The 17,076-nt window shown below is 38.1% G+C and carries 20 protein-coding genes and 1 pseudogene; 17 read left to right on the top strand and 4 right to left on the bottom strand.

The annotated features are described in order from the left end of the window. Positions 1-23 precede the first annotated feature (23 nt). A complete protein-coding gene (locus HMPREF1481_RS04615; RefSeq protein ID WP_001117401.1) occupies positions 24-206 on the bottom strand; it encodes a 4-oxalocrotonate tautomerase in 183 nt (60 codons plus the stop codon). A gap of 124 nt (positions 207-330) precedes the next feature. Here HMPREF1481_RS04615 and HMPREF1481_RS04610 point away from each other — a divergent pair, with 124 nt between their 5' ends. From HMPREF1481_RS04610 to msr(D), 12 genes are all read left to right on the top strand, one after another. Next, positions 331-921: a thymidine kinase gene (locus HMPREF1481_RS04610; protein WP_016465889.1), complete on the top strand. Its 591-nt coding sequence runs from the start codon at positions 331-333 to the stop codon at positions 919-921. After that, positions 918-1,997 (top strand): peptide chain release factor 1, encoded by a 1,080-nt coding sequence (gene prfA / locus HMPREF1481_RS04605; protein ID WP_016465888.1) that lies wholly within the window; start codon positions 918-920, stop codon positions 1,995-1,997. Before HMPREF1481_RS04610 ends, prfA begins: the two co-directional genes overlap by 4 nt. Next, the gene (gene prmC / locus HMPREF1481_RS04600; protein ID WP_016465887.1) at positions 1,997-2,833 is read left to right on the top strand and encodes a peptide chain release factor N(5)-glutamine methyltransferase; all 837 of its coding nucleotides are present in this window, start codon (positions 1,997-1,999) and stop codon (positions 2,831-2,833) included. The genes prfA and prmC overlap by 1 nt, the downstream gene beginning before the upstream one ends. Then, on the top strand, positions 2,817-3,419 hold the full coding sequence (locus HMPREF1481_RS04595; RefSeq protein ID WP_016465886.1) for an L-threonylcarbamoyladenylate synthase: 603 nt from the start codon (positions 2,817-2,819) through the stop codon (positions 3,417-3,419). The genes prmC and HMPREF1481_RS04595 overlap by 17 nt, the downstream gene beginning before the upstream one ends. A gap of 1 nt (position 3,420) precedes the next feature. Beyond that, positions 3,421-3,852, top strand: coding sequence for a GNAT family N-acetyltransferase (locus HMPREF1481_RS04590; RefSeq protein ID WP_016465885.1), 432 nt, complete (start codon positions 3,421-3,423; stop codon positions 3,850-3,852). 34 nt (positions 3,853-3,886) lie between these two features. Further along, positions 3,887-4,861: a nucleoid-associated protein gene (locus HMPREF1481_RS04585; RefSeq protein WP_016465884.1), complete on the top strand. Its 975-nt coding sequence runs from the start codon at positions 3,887-3,889 to the stop codon at positions 4,859-4,861. Next, positions 4,861-5,463 carry a lysozyme family protein gene (locus HMPREF1481_RS04580; RefSeq protein WP_016465883.1) on the top strand — a complete coding sequence of 201 codons (603 nt, stop codon included), beginning with the start codon at positions 4,861-4,863 and terminating at the stop codon, positions 5,461-5,463. Before HMPREF1481_RS04585 ends, HMPREF1481_RS04580 begins: the two co-directional genes overlap by 1 nt. A gap of 81 nt (positions 5,464-5,544) precedes the next feature. Beyond that, a complete protein-coding gene (locus HMPREF1481_RS04575; RefSeq protein WP_016465882.1) occupies positions 5,545-6,519 on the top strand; it encodes a DUF1002 domain-containing protein in 975 nt (324 codons plus the stop codon). 73 nt (positions 6,520-6,592) lie between these two features. Further along, positions 6,593-7,948: a 23S rRNA (uracil(1939)-C(5))-methyltransferase RlmD gene (rlmD, locus tag HMPREF1481_RS04570; RefSeq protein ID WP_016465881.1), complete on the top strand. Its 1,356-nt coding sequence runs from the start codon at positions 6,593-6,595 to the stop codon at positions 7,946-7,948. A 514-nt stretch (positions 7,949-8,462) separates the two neighbouring features. Further along, positions 8,463-8,633, top strand: coding sequence for a hypothetical protein (locus tag HMPREF1481_RS04565; protein ID WP_016465880.1), 171 nt, complete (start codon positions 8,463-8,465; stop codon positions 8,631-8,633). A gap of 385 nt (positions 8,634-9,018) precedes the next feature. After that, a complete protein-coding gene (gene mef(A) / locus HMPREF1481_RS04560; protein ID WP_000417519.1) occupies positions 9,019-10,236 on the top strand; it encodes a macrolide efflux MFS transporter Mef(A) in 1,218 nt (405 codons plus the stop codon). 119 nt (positions 10,237-10,355) lie between these two features. Then, positions 10,356-11,819, top strand: a complete 1,464-nt coding sequence (msr(D), locus tag HMPREF1481_RS04555) for an ABC-F type ribosomal protection protein Msr(D) (RefSeq protein ID WP_000420313.1) — start codon at positions 10,356-10,358, stop codon at positions 11,817-11,819. 117 nt (positions 11,820-11,936) lie between these two features. Here the strand turns inward: msr(D) and HMPREF1481_RS04550 are convergent, their stop codons facing one another. From HMPREF1481_RS04550 to HMPREF1481_RS10525, 3 genes and pseudogenes are all read right to left on the bottom strand, one after another. Continuing rightward, positions 11,937-12,236, bottom strand: coding sequence for a DUF5960 family protein (locus HMPREF1481_RS04550; protein ID WP_001072467.1), 300 nt, complete (start codon positions 12,234-12,236; stop codon positions 11,937-11,939). Then, positions 12,223-12,591, bottom strand: a complete 369-nt coding sequence (locus tag HMPREF1481_RS04545) for a hypothetical protein (RefSeq protein WP_000567198.1) — start codon at positions 12,589-12,591, stop codon at positions 12,223-12,225. The genes HMPREF1481_RS04550 and HMPREF1481_RS04545 overlap by 14 nt, the downstream gene beginning before the upstream one ends. Beyond that, positions 12,588-12,767: pseudogene (locus HMPREF1481_RS10525) on the bottom strand (DNA polymerase); the annotation flags it as partial. The gene HMPREF1481_RS04545 and the pseudogene HMPREF1481_RS10525, both read right to left, overlap by 4 nt. A gap of 30 nt (positions 12,768-12,797) precedes the next feature. Here HMPREF1481_RS10525 and HMPREF1481_RS04535 point away from each other — a divergent pair. The 5 genes from HMPREF1481_RS04535 (at position 12,798) to HMPREF1481_RS04515 (ending at position 17,013) form a co-directional block, all read left to right on the top strand. Further along, a complete protein-coding gene (locus tag HMPREF1481_RS04535; RefSeq protein WP_004261296.1) occupies positions 12,798-13,196 on the top strand; it encodes a zinc ribbon domain-containing protein in 399 nt (132 codons plus the stop codon). Between the two features lie 134 nt (positions 13,197-13,330). Further along, positions 13,331-14,218, top strand: coding sequence for a nucleotidyltransferase domain-containing protein (locus HMPREF1481_RS04530; protein ID WP_016465879.1), 888 nt, complete (start codon positions 13,331-13,333; stop codon positions 14,216-14,218). 5 nt (positions 14,219-14,223) lie between these two features. Beyond that, positions 14,224-14,808, top strand: coding sequence for a hypothetical protein (locus tag HMPREF1481_RS04525; RefSeq protein WP_001005371.1), 585 nt, complete (start codon positions 14,224-14,226; stop codon positions 14,806-14,808). Between the two features lie 562 nt (positions 14,809-15,370). Continuing rightward, complete coding sequence (locus tag HMPREF1481_RS04520) at positions 15,371-16,177, top strand: alpha/beta hydrolase (RefSeq protein ID WP_016465878.1); 807 nt, start codon at positions 15,371-15,373, stop codon at positions 16,175-16,177. 11 nt (positions 16,178-16,188) lie between these two features. Then, on the top strand, positions 16,189-17,013 hold the full coding sequence (locus HMPREF1481_RS04515) for an ADP-ribosylglycohydrolase family protein (RefSeq protein ID WP_016465877.1): 825 nt from the start codon (positions 16,189-16,191) through the stop codon (positions 17,011-17,013). The last annotated feature ends 63 nt before the right edge of the window (positions 17,014-17,076 follow it).

The following is a 17,076-nucleotide window of genomic DNA, read 5'->3' as shown; positions in this document are numbered from 1 at the left end:
AGCCTAAGCAGATTGCTTAAGCTTTATTTAGTGCGCATTTCACCTTGTGGGAAATAAGTTCCTTCAGGCATATCGTTAATGATAACGTGAACAGCTGACTGAGGTGCTCCTGTGTTACGAACAACAGCTTCTGTAACTTCCTTAGCTAGGGCTTTCTTTTGCTCTAGAGTGCGTCCTTCAAATAAATCAATGCGTACAAATGGCATAATTACGTCCTCCACTAGTTATTTGATTTCTTCTATTTTACCACATTTTGGCATTTAAAGCTTTGGGAAAATATGGTATACTAGAATGTAGCAAAAAATTTAGAAATGGACGTGAAATAGAAGCATGGCACAGTTGTATTATCGTTATGGGACCATGAACTCTGGCAAAACCATCGAGATTCTCAAGGTAGCCTATAACTACGAAGAGCAAGGAAAAGGAGTTGTGATTATGACTTCGGCTCTGGATACGCGTGATGGTGTAGGCTATGTTTCAAGTCGGATTGGGATGAAAAGACCAGCAATTGCTATTGACGAAACAACAGATATCTTTGGATTTATCCGAGATCTACCTGAAAAACCTTACTGTGTACTTGTCGATGAAGCCCAGTTTTTAAAACGTCATCATGTTTACGACCTGGCTCGTGTTGTTGATGAGTTAGACATACCTGTTATGGCTTTTGGTTTAAAAAATGACTTTCGCAATGAGCTGTTTGAAGGTTCCAAACACCTTTTGCTCTTAGCAGATAAGATTGATGAAATTAAGACCATTTGCCAGTATTGTAAGAAAAAAGCAACTATGGTTTTGCGTACGCAGGACGGACTGCCAGTCTATGATGGTGAACAAATCCAGATTGGTGGAAATGAAACCTATATCTCAGTTTGCCGTAAACATTATTTTGCCCCTGAAATCAATAAGGAGAATAACACAGAATGAATATCTATGATCAACTACAAGCTGTAGAAGACCGTTACGAAGAGTTAGGAGAATTACTCAGCGACCCTGATGTGGTCTCTGATACCAAACGTTTCATGGAGCTTTCAAAAGAAGAAGCTTCCACTCGTGACACCGTCACAGCTTACCGTGAATACAAACAAGTTCTTCAAAACATTGTCGACGCTGAGGAAATGATTAAGGAATCAGGCGGAGATGCGGACTTGGAAGAAATGGCCAAGCAAGAATTGAAAGATGCTAAGGCTGAAAAAGAAGAGTATGAAGAAAAACTGAAAATCTTGCTCCTTCCTAAAGACCCAAACGATGATAAGAACATTATCCTAGAAATCCGTGGTGCAGCTGGTGGAGATGAAGCAGCTCTCTTCGCTGGAGATCTTCTAACTATGTACCAAAAGTATGCTGAAGCCCAAGGTTGGCGCTTTGAAGTCATGGAAGCTTCTATGAATGGTGTTGGTGGTTTCAAAGAAGTGGTTGCCATGGTTTCTGGTCAGTCTGTTTACTCTAAACTTAAGTACGAATCAGGCGCCCACCGTGTGCAACGTGTCCCTGTGACTGAAAGCCAAGGTCGTGTACACACTTCAACAGCGACAGTTCTTGTCATGCCTGAAATCGAAGAAGTTGAATACGATATTGATCCAAAAGACCTTCGTGTCGATATCTACCATGCCTCTGGTGCTGGTGGACAGAACGTCAACAAGGTTGCAACTGCTGTTCGTATCGTTCACTTGCCAACCAATATCAAGGTTGAGATGCAAGAAGAACGTACCCAGCAGAAAAACCGTGAGAAGGCTATGAAAATCATCCGTGCGCGTGTGGCAGACCACTTTGCTCAAATTGCCCAAGATGAGCAAGATGCTGAACGTAAGTCTACTATCGGTACTGGTGACCGTTCAGAGCGTATTCGTACTTACAACTTCCCACAAAACCGTGTCACAGACCACCGTATTGGCTTAACGTTGCAGAAGCTTGATACAATCCTTGCTGGTAAGTTGGACGAAGTAGTGGATGCCTTGGTTCTTTATGACCAAACACAAAAATTAGAAGAATTAAACAAGTAATGAAATTAGCTCAACTATTTAAAGATTTTGAGGAAAAGTTAATAGCACAAGGAGAGGAAGCAGAAAGCCTCTCTTTTGTCTATCGTAGTCTGGAAAATCTATCTTTTACAGACTTTGTCTTTGCTCTCCAGCAAGAGGTAACAGAGGAAGATAAACACTTCGTAGAAGGAATTTACACGAAACTGGCAGCTCATATACCAGCCCAGTACATTATCGGTCATGCTGAATTCTTTGGGATGCAGTTAAAAGTAGATGAACGAGTTTTGATTCCCCGCCCAGAGACAGAAGAGTTAGTGGAACTCATTTTGGCTGAGAATCCAAAGGAAAACCTCAAAGTTCTTGATATCGGTACAGGAAGTGGCGCAATTGCCCTTTCCTTAGCTAAAAATAGGCCAGATTGGACAATCACAGCTGCCGATATTTCTCAAGATGCATTAGACCTAGCATCGGAGAATGCAAAGCGTTTAAATTTGGGGATCTCATTTATCAAATCTGACTGTTTCTTCGAAATTTGTTCAAAATATGATATAATTGTATCCAATCCACCATACATTTCTCGAGCAGATGAGGAAGAAGTTGGTTTGAATGTTCTGCATTCAGAGCCACATTTAGCCCTTTTTGCAGATGAGGAAGGTCTAGCGATTTATCGCAGAATCGCGGAAGAATCAAAGGACCATCTAAATGATGGTGGTAAGATTTATCTTGAAATTGGCTACAAACAAGGTCAAAGTGTTCCAGCTCTTTTCAAGGAAAATTTTCCCGAGAAGCGAGTTCGGACTCTCAAAGACCAATTTGGCCAAGATAGGATGGTTGTCATTGATGATGGAGAAGATTAAGCAAGAATTGGAAAAAGGTGGGGCTGTAGTTTTACCAACGGAGACTGTCTATGGTCTTTTTGCAAAAGCTTTAGATGAAAAAGCTGTTGATCATGTCTACCAGCTTAAACGTCGCCCTAGAGATAAGGCGCTCAATCTTAATGTCGCTAGTCTAGCTGATATTTTGAACTTTTCTAAGAATCAGCCACCTTATTTACAACAACTTGTAGAAAAATTTTTACCAGGTCCATTGACCATCATCTTAAAAGCTAATGATAAAGTTCCTGACTGGGTCAATTCAAATTTGACGACAGTTGGATTTCGCATGCCGAATTATCCTGTAACACTGGAATTGATTCGTGAGTTCGGTCCATTAATCGGACCTTCTGCCAATATTTCTGGTCAAGCTAGCGGAGTTACTTTTAAAGAAATTTTAAAAGATTTCGACCAAGAGGTTCTGGGAGTAGAAGATGATGCTTATTTAACAGGGCAAGATTCAACTATTTTAGACTTATCTGGCAGCAAGGCGAGAATCCTACGACAAGGAGCAGTGACTAAAGAAGATATCCTTGCCAAGATACCTGTAATTCCTTTTGAGGAGGTATAACATGCTACGTGATTTGAAAATAACTGATGTTGATGCAATTTATAAGATTAACAAAGAAGCTTTGGGTTATTCTTTTAATCTAGAGGACACAGCTAGTCAATTAGCTAAGTTGTCTCAAGACTCTCATCACTATTTACTGGGTTTCGAGGATTCGTCTAGCCATGACTTGCTTGGCTATGTACATGCTGAAGTTTATGAATCCCTTTATTCAAAACCGGGTTTTAATATCCTGGCTTTAGCTGTTTTGCCCCAAATGCAAGGACAAGGTATTGGGAAAACTTTACTACAAGGTTTGGAACAAGAAGCAAAAGATCAAGAATATCAGTTTATTCGCTTAAACTCTGCAGACCATCGTCTAGGCGCTCATGCTTTCTATGAAAAAGTGGGTTATACCTGCGATAAAGTTCAGAAGCGCTTCATACGAGTCTTCTAGTACAAAATGGTTGAATACGAGGAATACTATTTATATGGATATTTATATTAAGAAGGCTATTATCCATCAGTTCAGCCCTGATGACACAGAGTTGTACTTAGCGGATAAATTTCTCAATATCACTCCTAAAATTGAAGAATACTTGCGTAAAAAAGTGGAACGTGTGTATTCTGATGATGCTAAAACTGGTATTTTTAAAGAGGATAACCCATTTTTCAACAACATTACAGAAGATTTAATGGAAACATCTGTGACGATTGCCAATCTATGGAAAGAGGAATTCTCTATATCTGAAAATCAAAAGACAAACGATTTGGTCTTTGTACAGTTTTCAAAAGAAGGAGTGGAACACTTTGCCTTCCTTCGAATTGCATTGCGAGAAACCTTAACACACTTAGGTGGTGAGGTTGATAATCCAATCAAACTGACTCAGAATAATCTACCAGGTTTTGGTACTGGAGCTGATGAAGCCCTTGTGGTTAATCTTCAAAGTCGTAAGTATCACTTGATTGAAAAACGCATCAAGTACAATGGAGCTTTTTTAAACTATTTTTCTGAGAATCTCATTCAAGCTCAACCAAAGATTTCACCTAAGAAATCAATCAAGGAACTTGAAAAAACGGCTCAAAAAATTGCCGAAACCTTTAATGCGGATGATTTTCAATTTCAATCCAAGGTTAAATCAGCAATCTTCAATAATATCGAAGAAAACAATGAACTCTCTCCAGAAAAATTAGCTAATGATCTCTTTGACAACAATCTTACTGCCCGTCTAAGCTTTATTGACAGAGTCAAAGAAGCAGTACCTGAGCCAGTTCAGTTTGATGAGATTGATGCTAGTCGTCAGTTAAAGAGATTTGAAAATCAGAAACTTTCCTTGTCTAACGGAATTGAACTCATCGTACCAAACAATGTCTATCAAGACGCAGAATCGGTTGAGTTCATCCAAAATGATAATGGAACTTATTCTATCTTAATCAAAAACATCGAGGATATTCAAAATAAATAATGTTTAAACTTATACGAAGAGTGCTGGTACTAGCAGTCTTCCTTTTCGCTGGATACAAAGCCTATCTCATTCATCAGGATGTCAAACAAGTCATGACCTACCAACCCATGGTACGTGAAATCTTGAATGAAAGAGATACTCCAGCAAATGAAGAGCTTGTGCTCGCCATGATCTATACAGAAACTAAGGGTAAAGAAGGAGACGTGATGCAGTCTAGCGAGTCTGCTACCGGTTCTACTGATACCATAAACGATAATGCAAGTAGTATTCGTCAAGGGGTTCAAACTTTGACAGAAAATCTCTACCTAGCTCAAGAAAAAGGAGTGGATGTCTGGACAGCCATTCAAGCTTATAACTTTGGGCCTGCTTATATTGATTTTATCGCACAAAATGGGAAAAAGAATACGATTGCTCTAGCTAAACAATATTCTAGAGATACAGTTGCGCCGACCTTAGGGAATACAACTGGAAAAACCTATCGCTACATTAATCCTATTTCCATTTTTCAAGGTGGAGAACTTTATGTCGATGGGGGAAACTATTATTACTCAAGACAGGTTCAAGTAAATCTCTATATTATGAAAATTTTTAATCTATTTTAAGCATCTAGAAATTCTAGGTGCTTTTATAAGTTTTCTTTAAGGATACTTTAATATGCTAGAGGAGAAAAGGAGGAACGTCTCATGCGAAAGAAATTCTTTCTGACGAGTGCTGCAGTTCTTTTGGCGGTTGCAACATTGCAAAACGTTCATGCAGCAACTGATGTTCAAAAAGTCATTGATGAAACCTATGTTCAACCTGAGTATGTCTTGGGTTCTTCACTAACAGAAGATCAAAAAAATCAAACACTTAAAAAACTAGGCTATGATGCTTCTAAAGATACTAAAGACTTGAAGACCATGACACCCGATGTCTACTCAAAAATTATGAATGTGGCCAACGATTCTAGTCTTCAGCTTTATTCATCAGCGAAAATTCAAAAATTAGGAGAAAAATCTCCACTTGAAGTCAAGATTGAAACACCAGAAAATATCACAAAAGTGACCCAAGACATGTACCGTAATGCGGCTGTTACTTTGGGTGTTGAACACGCGCGTATCACCGTTGCAGCGCCAATCCCAGTTACTGGGGAAAGTGCCCTAGCTGGTATTTACTATTCGCTTGAGTCAAATGGTGTAAAATTACCTCAAGAAAATAAAGACTTAGCTCAGGAAGAGCTCAAGGCCTTGTCTGATATTAATGATGAAAACAAGGACAAATCTGGCTATGATGCCAATAAACTCAATGTAGCCCTTGCTGATATCAAGTCTGCTATTGCTAAAGCTAAAGAGTCTAAAGGTGAGCTCACAGAGGATGATGTTCGTAAGATTGTCGAAGATACATTAAAAAATTATAAGCTAGATCAGGTTATAACAGGAAATCAGATCAATGTCATCATCAACTTTGCCTTTAATCTTTCAAAGAGCGATATTCTTAATAACGAAGACTTTACTAAGACGCTAAAAGATCTGAAACAAAGTATCGTTGCGCAAGCTGGTGACAGTTTCAGCAATATCGATCTTAACTTTGACGCCAATAAAGCTATTCAAGACGGTGGGAACATCCTTAGCTCTATTTGGCAAGCGATCCTTAACTTCTTCAAGAGTTTTGGTGCTTAGGTCAATTCATGGTATAATAGATGGTAACAGGATTGTTGCCGTCTTTTTTTATCGGCTTATAGAAAGTGAAATTATGTTAAAGAAAAATGATATTGTAGAAGTTGAGATTGTCGATTTGACCCATGAAGGAGCTGGTGTTGCCAAGGTTGATGGCTTGGTCTTTTTTGTAGAGAATGCTTTACCAACAGAAAAAATCCTTATGCGTGTCCTTAAAGTTAATAAAAAGATTGGTTTTGGTAAGGTCGAGGAATATTTTACACAATCTCCACATCGTAATCAAGATTTAGATTTGGCTTACCTGCGTTCAGGCATTGCCGACTTGGGACATCTAGCTTATCCAGAGCAACTCAAGTTTAAAACTAAGCAAGTAAAAGATAGTCTCTATAAGATTGCTGGAATCACGAATGTAGAGGTTGCTGATACTCTTGGCATGGAACATCCGATCAAGTATCGTAACAAGGCTCAGGTTCCTGTTCGTCGCGTTAATGGTGTTCTGGAGACTGGTTTCTTCCGTAAGAATTCTCATGATCTTATGCCGTTGGAAGATTTTTATATCCAGGATCCAGTCATTGACCAAGTTATTGTAGCCTTACGTGATTTGCTTCTCCGTTATGACTTAAAACCCTATGATGAGAAGGAACAGTCTGGCTTGATTCGTAACCTTGTTGTTCGTCGTGGACATCATTCAGGTCAAATCATGGTTATCTTGGTGACAACTCGTCCTAAAATTTTCCGAGTTGAACAGTTGATTGAACAAGTCATCAAGCAGTTCCCAGAAATCGTATCAGTTATGCAAAATATCAATGACCAAAATAACAATGCCATTTTCGGGAAAGAATGGCGTACGCTTTATGGTCAAGATTACATTACGGACCAAATGTTGGGGAATAGCTTCCAAATCTCTGGACCAGCCTTTTACCAGGTCAATACAGAAATGGCAGAGAAGCTTTATCAGACAGCCATTGACTTTGCGGAGTTAAGAGAAGACGATGTGGTGATCGATGCCTATTCAGGAATCGGAACTATTGGATTATCTGTCGCTAAGCATGTTAAGGAAGTTTATGGGGTTGAGGTCATCCCAGAAGCGGTAGAGAATAGCCAGAAGAATGCAGAATTGAACGGTATCACCAATGCCCACTATGTCTGTGACACAGCTGAAAATGCCATGAAGAATTGGCTCAAGGAAGGCATCCAACCAACCGCCATCCTGGTTGATCCACCCCGCAAGGGCTTGACCGAAAGCTTCATCAAAGCAAGCGTCCAAACAGGAGCTGATCGCATCGCCTATATCTCATGTAATGTGGCAACCATGGCGCGTGATATCAAACTCTACCAAGAGTTGGGCTACGAATTGAAGAAAGTCCAGCCGGTGGATCTTTTTCCGCAAACGCATCATGTTGAGGCGGTAAGTTTGCTAGTCAAGGAGTAAAACGACGAAGATTAGCATTTACTTCCGCCCATGCGATAGCTGTCCGTGATTGACAAGTGCTAGCACGCAGACAGAACGGAGATAGCGAACCGCTGAGTGTGTCGCTCTGCTCGTAAAAGCTTAGAAACCTTTGAACGAAAGGGATAATAAAAGCCTTGATTGCAAGGCTTTTTGCTTTATGGTGGGTAAGTATCAGAGTGAGAAAATTTTTGGAATGAGTAGAAGTGATAGCTAGAAATTATCAGTTTCTATTTCCATTTACCCTGTGGGTACGTGTTTGTTTCCATTGACAAGGAGTTTGTGGGAATAGAAATGTACCCACCTTGTTTGAATCAAGTGAAGTGTAGTTGAAGGAAATCTGTTGAAAGCAATACTTCATTTTACCGAATAAGTAATAATTTAGGCAACTTCAAATCGATTAAAAAAAACTATTTTAAAGGTTAAGAGTAGACAAAAATTGTCCACTCTTTTTTGCAAACTCAATTTATCAATAAATGAAATGAGGGAATGTAAAATGAAATATTTTGAGGTTGAGTTAGAAAATCCTGATGAATTTTTAAAACTACAAACAGAAGATTTTGTGAAAGCTAATCGCTTGCTACTAAGGAAGATAATCCAGATCGTTACAGTCTATGAAGAAAACTTCGTCATATCCTTTAAATCTGGCATCGAATTGGAAGTATGAGTCTCATTCCATAACTTTTATATTGAACATATCATCTTGTTGTGTTATACTATAAATTGATATAAACAAAGATGTAGGAGGAACCGAAACTATGACAGCCTCAATGCGTTTAAGATAAGCTGGCAATAAAAAAAGCAGAATCTATACCCGATGATAGGCTTTTTTGTTGTGCTTATTTATACGATATTGAGCATTCATTAGTTACGGTGAGGATATTGGTTATTTAACTATACCTTTATTTAACTATGTCTTTAATATGAATGTTTCCAAATTGTATGTATGCAGACCAAAAGCCACATTGTGGGGTTTGGCCTGCATTTTTTATTGCCTAGAATGCTATTCAAAATAGAAATTCAAGCAAAATAATATGCAGGAGATAATATAAATGGAAAAATACAACAATTGGAAACGAAAATTTTATGCAATATGGGCAGGGCAAGCAGTATCATTAATCACTAGTGCCATCCTGCAAATGGCGATTATTTTTTACCTTACAGAAAAAACAGGATCTGCGATGGTCTTGTCTATGGCTTCATTAGTAGGTTTTTTACCCTATGCGATTTTGGGACCTGCCATTGGTGTGCTAGTGGATCGTCATGATAGGAAGAAGATAATGATTGGTGCCGATTTAATTATCGCAGCAGCTGGTGCAGTGCTTGCTATTGTTGCATTCTGTATGGAGCTACCTGTCTGGATGATTATGATAGTATTGTTTATCCGTAGCATTGGAACAGCTTTTCATACCCCAGCACTCAATGCGGTTACACCACTTTTAGTACCAGAAGAACAGCTAACGAAATGCGCAGGCTATAGTCAGTCTTTGCAGTCTATAAGCTATATTGTTAGTCCGGCAGTTGCAGCACTCTTATACTCCGTTTGGGATTTAAATGCTATTATTGCCATCGACGTATTGGGTGCTGTGATTGCATCTATTACGGTAGCAATTGTACGTATACCTAAGCTGGGTAATCAAGTGCAAAGTTTAGAACCAAATTTCATAAGGGAGATGAAAGAAGGAGTTGTGGTTCTGAGACAAAACAAAGGATTGTTTGCCTTATTACTCTTAGGAACACTATATACTTTTGTTTATATGCCAATCAATGCACTATTTCCTTTAATAAGCATGGAACACTTTAATGGAACGCCTGTGCATATTTCTATTACGGAAATTTCCTTTGCATTTGGGATGCTAGCAGGAGGCTTATTATTAGGAAGATTAGGGGGCTTCGAAAAGCATGTATTACTAATAACAAGTTCATTTTTTATAATGGGGACCAGTTTAGCCGTTTCGGGAATACTTCCTCCAAATGGATTTGTAATATTCGTAGTTTGCTGTGCAATAATGGGGCTTTCGGTGCCATTTTATAGCGGTGTGCAAACAGCTCTTTTTCAGGAGAAAATTAAGCCTGAATATTTAGGACGTGTATTTTCTTTGATCGGAAGTATCATGTCACTTGCTATGCCAATTGGGTTAATTCTTTCTGGATTCTTTGCTGATAAAATCGGTGTAAATCATTGGTTTTTACTATCAGGTATTTTAATTATTGGCATTGCTATAGTTTGCCAAATGATAACTGAGGTTAGAAAATTAGATTTAAAATAAACAATATTGGAGGAATATTTATGTATCTTATTTTCATGTAACTCTTCCTGCTAAAATCGCAGGGTTTTCCCTGCATACAAGCAAATGAAAGCATGCGATTATAGACAGGAGGAAATGTTATGGAATTAATATTAAAAGCAAAAGACATTCGTGTGGAATTCAAAGGACGCGATGTTTTAGATATAAATGAATTAGAAGTATATGATTATGACCGTATTGGTTTAGTAGGAGCAAATGGTGCTGGAAAAAGCACTTTACTCAGGGTACTTTTAGGAGAATTAACTCCCCCAGGATGTAAAATGAATCGTCTGGGTGAACTTGCCTATATTCCCCAGTTGGACGAAGTAACTCTGCAGGAGGAAAAAGATTTTGCACTTGTAGGCAAGCTAGGTGTTGAGCAATTAAATATACAGACTATGAGCGGTGGTGAAGAAACAAGGCTTAAAATAGCACAGGCCTTATCGGCACAGGTTCATGGTATTTTAGCGGATGAACCTACGAGCCATTTAGACCGTGAAGGAATTGATTTTCTAATAGGACAGCTAAAATATTTTACAGGTGCACTGTTAGTTATTAGCCATGACCGCTATTTTCTTGATGAAATAGTAGATAAAATATGGGAACTGAAAGATGGCAAAATCACTGAGTATTGGGGAAACTATTCTGATTATCTTCGTCAGAAAGAGGAAGAACGTAAGAGCCAAGCTGCAGAATACGAACAATTTATTGCGGAACGTGCCCGATTGGAAAGGGCTGCGGAGGAAAAGCGAAAACAGGCTCGTAAAATAGAACAGAAGGCAAAAGGTTCTTCAAAGAAAAAAAGTACTGAAGACGGAGGGCGTTTAGCTCATCAAAAATCAATAGGAAGTAAGGAAAAAAAGATGTATAATGCTGCTAAAACCCTAGAGCACAGGATTGCGGCCTTAGGAAAAGTAGAAGCTCCGGAAGGCATTCGCAGAATTCGTTTCAGGCAAAGTAAAGCATTGGAGCTCCATAATCCATACCCTATAGTCGGTGCAGAAATTAATAAAGTATTTGGGGATAAGGCTCTGTTTGAAAATGCATCTTTTCAAATTCCGTTAGGAGCAAAAGTGGCGTTAACTGGTGGTAATGGAATCGGAAAAACAACTTTAATCCAAATGATCTTAAACCATGAAGAAGGAATTTCTATTTCGCCTAAGGCAAAAATAGGTTACTTTGCACAGAATGGTTACAAGTACAACAGTAATCAGAATGTTATGGAGTTTATGCAGAAGGATTGTGACTACAATATATCAGAAATTCGTTCAGTGCTAGCATCTATGGGGTTCAAACAGAACGATATTGGAAAAAGTTTATCTGTTTTAAGCGGTGGAGAAATTATAAAATTGTTGCTTGCTAAAATGCTCATGGGTAGATATAACATCCTAATAATGGATGAACCCAGTAACTTCCTTGACATACCAAGTTTAGAGGCTTTGGAAATACTAATGAAGGAGTACACCGGAACTATCGTGTTTATCACCCACGATAAACGATTACTCGAAAATGTAGCAGATGTAGTTTATGAAATTAGAGATAAGAAAATAAATCTGAAACATTAAATTTAAGGTAGTCGCTGGTCAGTATAGTCTGTTCTGGTTGGCGACTCCATTGTTAAAGAGTATAAAGACTTTAGATTTTATGAATATTAAAAATAGGAACAGTCAATTGAACTGCTCCTATTTTTCTGCTAAATATATTGTAGTTTTCTTATATGTATAATGATAGATTAGCGGATTCTCATCTACGGTACTTACTTCAAATATGAAGAAGTGATCGCGGTTATCTCTGGACTTTTCCTTATTGAGGACAAAGTAATTCTTACGTGAAGTCGCCATTGTTTTTAGGATATCATCAGTTAGGAAGGTCAATGGAATATTCATGTTAGAGTAGCGGTAGAAGTCACGTTCAAAATCTTGGTAGCTCTCGCTATAATAGTCCATTTGTAGGTGATTACGCTGAAACTCAAGCTGATTCATAGAGCACCTCCTCAACAAGTTCAATACTAATAATGTCTTTCAATTTCAAATTGATGTGACCTGTTGTAGTTTTTATCAAAATGAAATCCTTATTCAGACTTGGTATTGTTCCAGTGTGGGAAACACGCTTGTTTTTTTCAATCACTTGAATGCGTGTGTGTAGCTGCCCAGCGTATACTTGACTGAGGAGTAATAATTTCTTCTCCATTGACAAATCTGACATGTACGTTACTTTGTTTGTATCATCAGAGAGTGCTGATGTATGCTCAGATAGGAAAAAGCCCATCCATTTTTGCATCTTTGTATCCTGGTACTCTCTTGCTGACTGAAATGGTAAGGATGAACGGTCAATCATTTTAATCCCTCCAATCCACCAGCGGAATGACCGCCAATAAGTTTACTGCGTTCAATATTTTAGGAACCTTCAGTTAGGACGGTTCCTTTTTGTATGGCTAAAAAGCCAAACTGTTCTCTGACAACATCAATAGCTGTCTGAAGTCTATTTTCTTTTTCAATTTCTTCTACATCATGCAAAATGAGGACAACCCTTTTACTACCAAGGTGTTCTGTGCAGAATGCGGTTCAGCTTTTGGACGTAAGAACTGGACGACCAGTCGTGGCAAACGTAAAGTTTGGCAGTGTAACAACCGTTATAAGGTAAAGGGACAGATTGGTTGTCAGAATAACCATATCGATGAGGGAACACTAGAGAAAGCTGTAATGATGGCAGTTAAACTACTGAGTGAGAATATGGATTTGTTGCATGGAAAGTGGAATAAGATCTTGGAAGAAAACCAGTTATTAGAAAAGCATTACAGTGTGTTACTGGCTGAATTGATAAATAAGGAGTGTTGGGAATATGATTCCTTTGAGATGTGTCAGGTACTAGATAGTATTTTGATTTCGGAGGATGGACAGATAACCGTTAGATTTTTGGAAGGAACAGAAGTTGATTTATAAGGCTGTAGGCATAGTATAGTTCACTATGTTTGCAGCCTTTTTTCTTGTTTAGTGGTATAATTATATGTAGGATTTTTTTAATATCGGTTACTTTTTATGAATTAACCAAAAAACTAAAATGGAGTTGTTTTATAATGAGATATTCTGAAGAAGCATTACAATCATGGATTAAGCCGTTATCTGCCACTGAAGAAACACGGGTTGAAAATACTATTGGAATGATTAAAGATGCAATAGAAAGGAGTGGGCTCTCTTCAAAGTATGAATATGAAATTTTTGCCCAAGGTTCTTATGCAAATAATACGAATGTAAAGAAAAATAGCGACATTGATATCTGTATCATGGTGAAATCTTTATTTTATTGTGAGTATGTAGATGGGTTATCGGACCTAGACTATAATTACTCTAGTAGCAGCACCAATGCTAATGTATTTAAAAACGAAGTGATTAAAGCGTTAATTTCAAAATTTGGTGCAGAATCAGTTTCTATTGGCAATAAGTGTATCAATATTAATTCTAACTCATATCACGTAAATGCAGATGTAGTCCCATGTTTTCAATATCGAAATTATAGATATATTGGTAGCAGGTCATCTGAAAAATTTGTTGAAGGCATCAAATTTTTTACCTCAAACGGAAATTATGAAGTAATTAATTATCCTAAAGTTCATATACAAAATGGTATCTCTAAGAATAAATCTACTCACTATAAATATAAATATTTAGTTAGGATTATGAAGCATATTAAGAACGAGATGCAGGAGCTAGGATTGACAAACGAACGCATTTCTTCATATATGATAGAATGTTTGGTCTGGAATATACCTGAACAGATGTTTTTCAATAGTAATAGCTACACAGGGTTGTTACAGCAAGCGTTATATTACATAGTGTCTCAAGTGAATTTAAATTGGGTTGAAGTAAGTGGAATGTATTACCTTTTTCGTTCAGAGCAGAAATGGAATTTACAGGATACAAAAACTTTTTTAGTTAGAATGATTGAATTTTTGGATTATAAATAAAACTTATGAATGAACAGCAGAAAAAATTTTTGAATATTACAATATGGGTTTTTGCAATTTGCTTGTTATTAAGATTGTTAATAAGTGGCCAAGAGATTGCAGTGAATCTTAAATCTGATATTTTGGCATTGGTATATTCAGCCATTGGGTATATTGGTGAAGCTATATCAGTTACAGCAATTATTATGGCTATTTTTGAAAAAACAGCATGGCGGTGGCCATTACTATCTAAGATTCATAATGTTCCAATTTTATTTGCGAATTATGTAGGTAGTTTCAAGACGGACTATGATCAGAATGAAAGAAATTGTGAACTTACTATTGAACAGTCATTTACGACTATTAAAGTTAAGTTTAAAACGGGTGAAAGTTCGAGCCATAGCATTACAGCATCAATTATCAATGATAATGGAACACAAAAATTAATTTATACATATTTAAATAGCCCAAGGGCTGAATTGCAAAGTCCTATACATTATGGGACGGTAATTCTTGATATTGATAATCCAAATCAACTAGAAGGAAATTATTATACTAATCGAGGAACCAAAGGTTCAATGAGTTTTGAGATAAACAACCCTTCTCGCTAGTTGGATTTGTAAAGATTTAAATAAAGAAAGAAGAACTAACTATCGGAAACTTGGCATAGATGTAACAATACTGTATATTAACGAAGCCGTAAATACTCGCATTAGTTACGTTTAATAGTTTAATACGGATATTCAGCAGCTTTGATTTCGTTTCACAGTATAGGTAGTAACCGTCAAGACACGTCGAATGTGTAAGTTTGTTAGAGAAACGCAGCTAAACATCTCGCTTTTACATTTCAAGGGGAGTTCAAAGCTCCACTAGAGCTTTGAACTCCCCTTACCTTTTGAGTCCACAAACGCATCATGTTGAGGTAGTTTCACTGCTTGTACGAGCTGAGGCATCAGTGAATTAGAAGTAAATGATCTCCCATGCGATAGGACTCGTAGAATGAGGAGGGAAACCGACGAAATGATACGGTAAGTCCGAGCCGCTGAGTGCGTTAGTTTGTTGGTAAAACTTAACTAATCCTCAAAAGGTTCACGTTGATGAGTCATCACTACTTGTTCAAACTGATTAAACAAGTATTTATCTGGTGAAAGTCCTACAGTAAGGAGTTTATATATGAGATTCTATGAATTTGGAGATAGGAATTTGCCTCCTATCATACTGATACATGGCGGTGGCAGTTCTTGGTGGAATTATCTTCGACAAGCGCGAATCTTGTCAGAAGAATACCGTGTTATTCTACCCACGCTGAATGGCCACGGTGAAGAATATCAACTCGATTATGTTTCTACGGAAGATTCTGCTTTGGAGATCCTAGACTATGTCAAAGCAAACTGTGGTGGGAAATTGTTTGCGATCGGTGGTGTTTCGCTCGGAGGTCAAATTGCCATGGAGCTTTTGACATTAGACAGCGAGATAGCTGAGAAGGCCATCATAGATGGAAGCCTCTGTATTCCTCAACCAAGGTTTGCTAAAATCAGCATTTTTCTAGTATCCCTATTTGGTAAACTGATGTTCAGTAAATTCTCTTGCAAACTTCAATTAAGCATGATGAACAAACTCTATCCTAAACTGGCTTATCCTGAGGAAATAAAAGCTTATTATTTGGAGGATTTGCCAAGGATGTCTATCAAAACATTGGTGACCATTTACAAAACCTATATGGGGCATTACAAGCTAAAGGATACGATTTCTGCAAGTAAGGCGCAGGTTATTTATATTTATGGTGAAAAAGAATTGAACTGTGTGAAAGCATCAGCGAAATTATTTCAACAACTGCATCCAAATACGATTTTGTATGAAGCTAAGGGCTATAACCACGGCTATTTATCAGCTTACCTGCCTCAAGAGTGGATTAATTTGGTGGTGCCATTTTTAAAGAGTGATTCATTGGAAATGTGTAATGAATCTGATATATCATAAGGAGGAATCTGATGCTAGGAGCAATAGTTGGAGATATTGTTGGTTCTGTTTATGAATGGGACAACATTAAAACGAAAGACATTCCATTTTTTAGAGAAGACTGCTTTTTCACAGATGATACGGTGATGACCTGCGCCGTTGCAGAAGCAATTATGAATGGCGGTCAAAAGAATGACTTTATTGATGCCATGAAGAAATATGGTAGAATGTATCCCGATGCTGGTTACGGGGCTAGATTTAATACATGGATTCAAAGCAATGATTGTTCCCCTTATAATAGCTTTGGCAATGGCTCTGCGATGCGTGTTTCTCCGTGCGCTTGGATGATGGATTCCACCACAGGCGAGTTGCCGTCTGAGGTGAAACGTCTGGCGCAACTTTCTGCAGAGGTGACGCATAACCATCCAGAAGGAATCAAAGGAGCAATGGCTACAGTGGATGCTATTTACATGTGCCGTTATTTCTTTGGTGATGATAGTAGCGATAACCCTGAGGAGCTTAAAAGACGCATCAAGGAACACATCGAGAAAGAGTATGGATATGACCTTTCTAAAACGTTAGATGAAATTCGTCCTACGTATCGATTCAATGAAACGTGTCAGGATACGGTTCCTCAGGCCATTGTTGCCTTTTTGGAGAGTACAGATTTTGAAGATGCGATTCGAAACGCGATTTCACTTGGTGGGGACAGCGACACTCTTGCTGCAATCACAGGAAGTATCGCCGAAGCAGCTTATGGAATTCCTGAGTGGATTAAGGACAAGGCCTATAGCTATCTCGATGAGCCTTTGAAAGAGGTGCTTAGACGATGGGAAGAATTCGTAGTAATCAAATAATCGTATATATTGGCGTATGACCATATGTTGACGGGGCATGCAGATTGACGTTACAGTCGTAGA

Origin of the sequence: Streptococcus sp. HPH0090 (assembly GCF_000411475.1) — a bacterium.
Taxonomy (GTDB): Bacteria; Bacillota; Bacilli; order Lactobacillales; family Streptococcaceae; genus Streptococcus.
The sequence above is the reverse complement of the archived record's forward strand: the minus strand, read 5'-3'. Positions and strand labels throughout refer to the sequence as shown.

Coding starts and splice junctions, on each gene's coding strand:
- HMPREF1481_RS04550 (WP_001072467.1), bottom strand. CDS start 12,236: ATGAATCAGCTTGAGTTTCAGCGTAATCACCTACAAATGGACTATTAT.
- HMPREF1481_RS04585 (WP_016465884.1), top strand. CDS start 3,887: ATGGATATTTATATTAAGAAGGCTATTATCCATCAGTTCAGCCCTGAT.
- HMPREF1481_RS04545 (WP_000567198.1), bottom strand. CDS start 12,591: ATGATTGACCGTTCATCCTTACCATTTCAGTCAGCAAGAGAGTACCAG.
- HMPREF1481_RS04595 (WP_016465886.1), top strand. CDS start 2,817: ATGATGGAGAAGATTAAGCAAGAATTGGAAAAAGGTGGGGCTGTAGTT.
- prmC (WP_016465887.1), top strand. CDS start 1,997: ATGAAATTAGCTCAACTATTTAAAGATTTTGAGGAAAAGTTAATAGCA.
- HMPREF1481_RS04565 (WP_016465880.1), top strand. CDS start 8,463: ATGAAATATTTTGAGGTTGAGTTAGAAAATCCTGATGAATTTTTAAAA.
- HMPREF1481_RS04520 (WP_016465878.1), top strand. CDS start 15,371: ATGAGATTCTATGAATTTGGAGATAGGAATTTGCCTCCTATCATACTG.
- HMPREF1481_RS04530 (WP_016465879.1), top strand. CDS start 13,331: ATGAGATATTCTGAAGAAGCATTACAATCATGGATTAAGCCGTTATCT.
- HMPREF1481_RS04610 (WP_016465889.1), top strand. CDS start 331: ATGGCACAGTTGTATTATCGTTATGGGACCATGAACTCTGGCAAAACC.
- HMPREF1481_RS04590 (WP_016465885.1), top strand. CDS start 3,421: ATGCTACGTGATTTGAAAATAACTGATGTTGATGCAATTTATAAGATT.
- prfA (WP_016465888.1), top strand. CDS start 918: ATGAATATCTATGATCAACTACAAGCTGTAGAAGACCGTTACGAAGAG.
- rlmD (WP_016465881.1), top strand. CDS start 6,593: ATGTTAAAGAAAAATGATATTGTAGAAGTTGAGATTGTCGATTTGACC.
- HMPREF1481_RS04575 (WP_016465882.1), top strand. CDS start 5,545: ATGCGAAAGAAATTCTTTCTGACGAGTGCTGCAGTTCTTTTGGCGGTT.
- HMPREF1481_RS04515 (WP_016465877.1), top strand. CDS start 16,189: ATGCTAGGAGCAATAGTTGGAGATATTGTTGGTTCTGTTTATGAATGG.
- HMPREF1481_RS04525 (WP_001005371.1), top strand. CDS start 14,224: ATGAATGAACAGCAGAAAAAATTTTTGAATATTACAATATGGGTTTTT.
- HMPREF1481_RS04615 (WP_001117401.1), bottom strand. CDS start 206: ATGCCATTTGTACGCATTGATTTATTTGAAGGACGCACTCTAGAGCAA.
- HMPREF1481_RS04580 (WP_016465883.1), top strand. CDS start 4,861: ATGTTTAAACTTATACGAAGAGTGCTGGTACTAGCAGTCTTCCTTTTC.